The sequence below is a fragment of the Bradyrhizobium sp. LeoA1Lang genome (assembly GCF_055413685.1).
Genome location: NZ_JBVAPG010000333.1, coordinates 1 through 3,488, shown reverse-complemented (window position 1 = coordinate 3,488; position 3,488 = coordinate 1). Strand labels below are relative to the sequence as shown.

The 3,488-nt window shown below is 59.8% G+C and carries 6 protein-coding genes; 2 read left to right on the top strand and 4 right to left on the bottom strand.

Annotated features, from left to right (window positions below; translation table 11 throughout):
• Positions 1 to 147: 147 nt before the first annotated feature.
• Complete coding sequence (locus ACZYOF_RS42950) at positions 148 to 489, bottom strand: hypothetical protein (protein ID WP_282527387.1); 342 nt, start codon at positions 487 to 489, stop codon at positions 148 to 150.
• Positions 490 to 527: 38 nt separating this feature from the next.
• Positions 528 to 1,253, bottom strand: coding sequence for a Crp/Fnr family transcriptional regulator (locus tag ACZYOF_RS42945; protein ID WP_463719512.1), 726 nt, complete (start codon positions 1,251 to 1,253; stop codon positions 528 to 530).
• Positions 1,254 to 1,483: 230 nt separating this feature from the next.
• On the opposite strand from ACZYOF_RS42945, the gene ACZYOF_RS42940 reads away from it, so the two are divergent.
• The gene (locus tag ACZYOF_RS42940; RefSeq protein ID WP_463719511.1) at positions 1,484 to 1,972 is read left to right on the top strand and encodes a hypothetical protein; all 489 of its coding nucleotides are present in this window, start codon (positions 1,484 to 1,486) and stop codon (positions 1,970 to 1,972) included.
• A gap of 229 nt (positions 1,973 to 2,201) precedes the next feature.
• On the opposite strand, the gene ACZYOF_RS42935 is transcribed toward ACZYOF_RS42940, so the two are convergent.
• Entirely contained in the window at positions 2,202 to 2,759 is a 558-nt protein-coding gene (locus tag ACZYOF_RS42935; protein ID WP_463719510.1) for a CDP-archaeol synthase, read from the bottom strand.
• On the bottom strand, positions 2,756 to 2,887 hold the full coding sequence (locus ACZYOF_RS42930; protein ID WP_463719509.1) for a hypothetical protein: 132 nt from the start codon (positions 2,885 to 2,887) through the stop codon (positions 2,756 to 2,758). Before ACZYOF_RS42930 ends, ACZYOF_RS42935 begins: the two co-directional genes overlap by 4 nt.
• A gap of 56 nt (positions 2,888 to 2,943) precedes the next feature.
• Between ACZYOF_RS42930 and ACZYOF_RS42925 the strand changes: the two genes are divergently transcribed.
• Positions 2,944 to 3,360, top strand: coding sequence for a DUF3775 domain-containing protein (locus tag ACZYOF_RS42925; protein WP_130578008.1), 417 nt, complete (start codon positions 2,944 to 2,946; stop codon positions 3,358 to 3,360).
• The last annotated feature ends 128 nt before the right edge of the window (positions 3,361 to 3,488 follow it).

Genomic DNA, 3,488 nt, shown 5'->3' with positions numbered 1-3,488 from the left:
CTTCTGCAAGCTCAAGGAATTCAAGCGCATCGCGCTGCGCGCAGACAAGACAGATCAAAGCTTCGCAGCCATGATCCATCTGACCGCTGCCGTGATAAACTCCCGATGAATCCCAACAGACCCTAGACGCCGTGAACCAGTGGCTATTTATAGCGCCGTGCCGCCGCCAAACTTGGACGGATCGTTGTAGCTCGGCGTGTCGTCGTAGTAGTGCACTGGCGGCCGAGGCGCTTCATAAGCCCAACCCGGAACGGCGTAGAACGGGCCAGGCGGAACCATGATATGTCGCGGTTCGAAGTGGTGATGCATCGTCGCCGCACTCGCCGATGCAGACAGGATGATCAACAGGCCCAAGGCCAAGAAAGCACGCATCGCGTTTACTCCAATTAACCTGTCGCCCTCTTTCATCTGATGAAGTGCGTTCGAGCCGCCATCGTCCCAAGGCGTGGCGGCTTCACGATCTGTCACATCGGCGGGATTATCGGGCACGCCGGCCGGTGCGCGGCGCCGGCCCAGCCTCCGACGGCTCACGCATCGGCCATCTTCTTGAAGGCCTCCCGGTCAACGACCTTGACATGGTGTCGGCCTCGCGTGGTTATGATCTTCTTTACGACGAGCGCCCGGAATGCGCGGCTAAGCGCCGGAAGGGTAATGCCGAGATAGTCGGCGATGCTCGAACGATCCATCGGCAGATATATTTCCGAGATCGGCTCGTTCCGCGCAATCTGCAGGTGCTCCTGGAGCTCCAGGAACATGGCGAGCCTCCTCACCGCTCTTTTCTGGACAAGGAGAACCGCATGATGCTGCGCCTGACGCAATTCGTCGCAGAGCTTCACAATGACCTGCACGTCGAGATTGGCGCTGCTGCTCAGAATCCGCTGCACCGACTGCAGCGGCATCTTGTAGGCGATGACCGGGGTCGTGGCCCTGGCCGTGTTGGTGTACCGCGCCTCCTCGGTCAAACCGAAGAGGTCGCCGGGATAGAGAAAGGACATGACGGGCGGTCCGTCCGCAAGCATCCGATATGCGGTGACGACCCCGCTTATGATGTTGAACACCACATCGGCGCGGTCGCCTTGATTGTAGATCCGCTCACCTTTCTCGAAGCGAACGATCGCAGCGATCTTTGCAAGCTGTGCGCGCTCGTCGTTGCTCAACAATTGATGCCGGACACGCTTCTTCGGATTACCCGGCGTCCAGGGATCGGTCGCATGAATCGCGGGTCCCGCCATGCGAGTTGCGTCAGTCGGCATATGTCGTCCACCTCTTTCCATTGCTGATGATTAACCGATCTGCCGGGTTTCTTTTTTGATCGCCGTCAAAGAATACCTACGTTCGCCGGCGTTGGCGCAACCGGAACTGGCCGCGAACACGCGCCGCGCAAATTTGATCCTGATTAAACTTTCGCCCACCAAGGAGGCTGCCTTTTTTCAGTTGGTACGCGATAATTTTGGCGGTGATGGCGGAATGGGGAAAGCGGTCGATGTCGTCGGATTCAAGCGATCCCCGCCTGACCTATACGCAGAATATCGAACGATACCGCCGGCTCCTGAAGACCCAGTTGAGCGATGCCGAGCGAGAATTCATCGAGCGACGGATTTCCGAGGCGCATCGCGCTTACGAGACACCGACCGACAGATTCGTGGTCCGCGCCAATATCGATCACTTCCTGAAGGCTTTGTGGGACGACGACCTGACGCCGGAGAAGCGGTCCACCATCACCAAATTGCTGATCGAGGAGGCGAACAAGCTGAGCCATGACCTGGAGCAGCTTCAGTTCACGGAGGATCGAGTATTGGCCGGCCAGAAACGTCTCGAGCAGCTCAGAAGCAAACTGAACGACCCACGCTCCGATCCGGCCAATCGATCGCAGGCGAGCCGGCCGCTCGCGACAATGGGAGAAACCCAGCGGTTGCTGGAAGAGTTTTGCGAACAATTGCGCCGCAAGGTCATTGGCAGGGATGGCATCTAGAGCATGATGAGATGAGGTCGGATCGTATCCGCGATGAACGCTGTGCTCCCTCTCCCGCTTGCGGGAGAGGGCCGGGGCGAGGGTGTCTCCGCGATGGGACTATCCGTGGGGAGAGAGCCCTCACCCGCTGCGCCAAGAGCGCAGCGACCTCTCCCGCAAGCGGGAGAGGTGAAACCAAATCGCATCACGCCATAGCCCGCGATGGCTCGCGGGTCGGCGACCTCGCGCCTCAATAGGGCTGATCGCGTATGTGCAGCATGTACAGCACGCGGGAGATCATCAGCTCCCCTACCAGAAAAATGCCGGCACAAATGATGATGTCGACCCATGTCAGCGATAGCGCGTTCTGACAGACCACCAACGGCAGAAGCGATTCCGGAATCTGGTCGAGCCCAATCGCCTGGGCGCTGGACGGCAATTTGAGACGACGTTTGATGAAGCTGGAGATGATGTCGCCGAGCATGGCAAGGCATCCCACCAGAGCACCCGTGGCAACGCTCACGCCAAGCGCCGGCGCAGCCGCCGCAGTGACAGCGACGGAAAGGACGACACCCCTGATCGTCTTCGACTGGCCCAGCAAGGGGCGGCCATCAACGAAATGCACCCCGGCATCCAAAGGGAATGCCAAACGAGACCCGAATATTTTCTTTGCGATGACCGGCGTGCCGTTCGCGAAGGTCAAGAGCGCGAGCGATTGCAGGATTGGCCAAAGGTCCATCTGAGTATCCTGCGCCGGCGCACGGCAGGTCGGGTACAAAGGATAGACGCGCCGCCCCTGCCAATTCAACCTTCAGCGCCTCCACGATAGGACGCGATCGCCTTGCGAACAAGCACCGCGACATCGAAGCGGCGGTCGACATATTGACAGCCTCTCGCGACATTGCGCCGCGCTTCGTCGCCGAGTTTGACCCGCATCAATGGAGTACCATCACAGAACGGCTAGGTTGGCGGTCTCAGCGAGGAGGTCTGCCATGAACGAAATTCCCCAAATTACCATTTCCTCCGCGAAGGTCGCGGCGATCCTCGCGAAGGCACGGCAGTTCGACGTCAAGGACGCGGTGACCGACCCGGAGCCCGCCTCCAACGCGAGCGACGATGCCATGCTTTCGGTGCTCGAGGATCATCGCGACGATCCCGTCAGCGGCGAACTGACGGCGATCATCCGCGGCCTGAACGAGGACGAACAGGTCGACCTGGTGACGCTTACGTGGCTCGGTCGCGGCGACGGCGAGCTCGACGAGTGGGACGACCTTCGCGCGGAGGCCGCCCACGCGCACAACAGGCGCACGGCGGAATATCTTCTGGGAATGCCGTTACTCGGCGACTATCTGGAAGAAGCCTTGTCGCAGTTCGGGCATTCCGTGGAGGAGTTTGAGCAGCCGCTCTAGATGTGGTCTTTCAGGAGGTTGTCCATCTGGTCCGAACCGAGGAAGCTGAGGTTGCGAAGCTTCAGTGTTCCCCGGAGAGACCAGATGAACAGCCACAAGAATGCGCGTTTGACGCCCAAAGGTCGAGA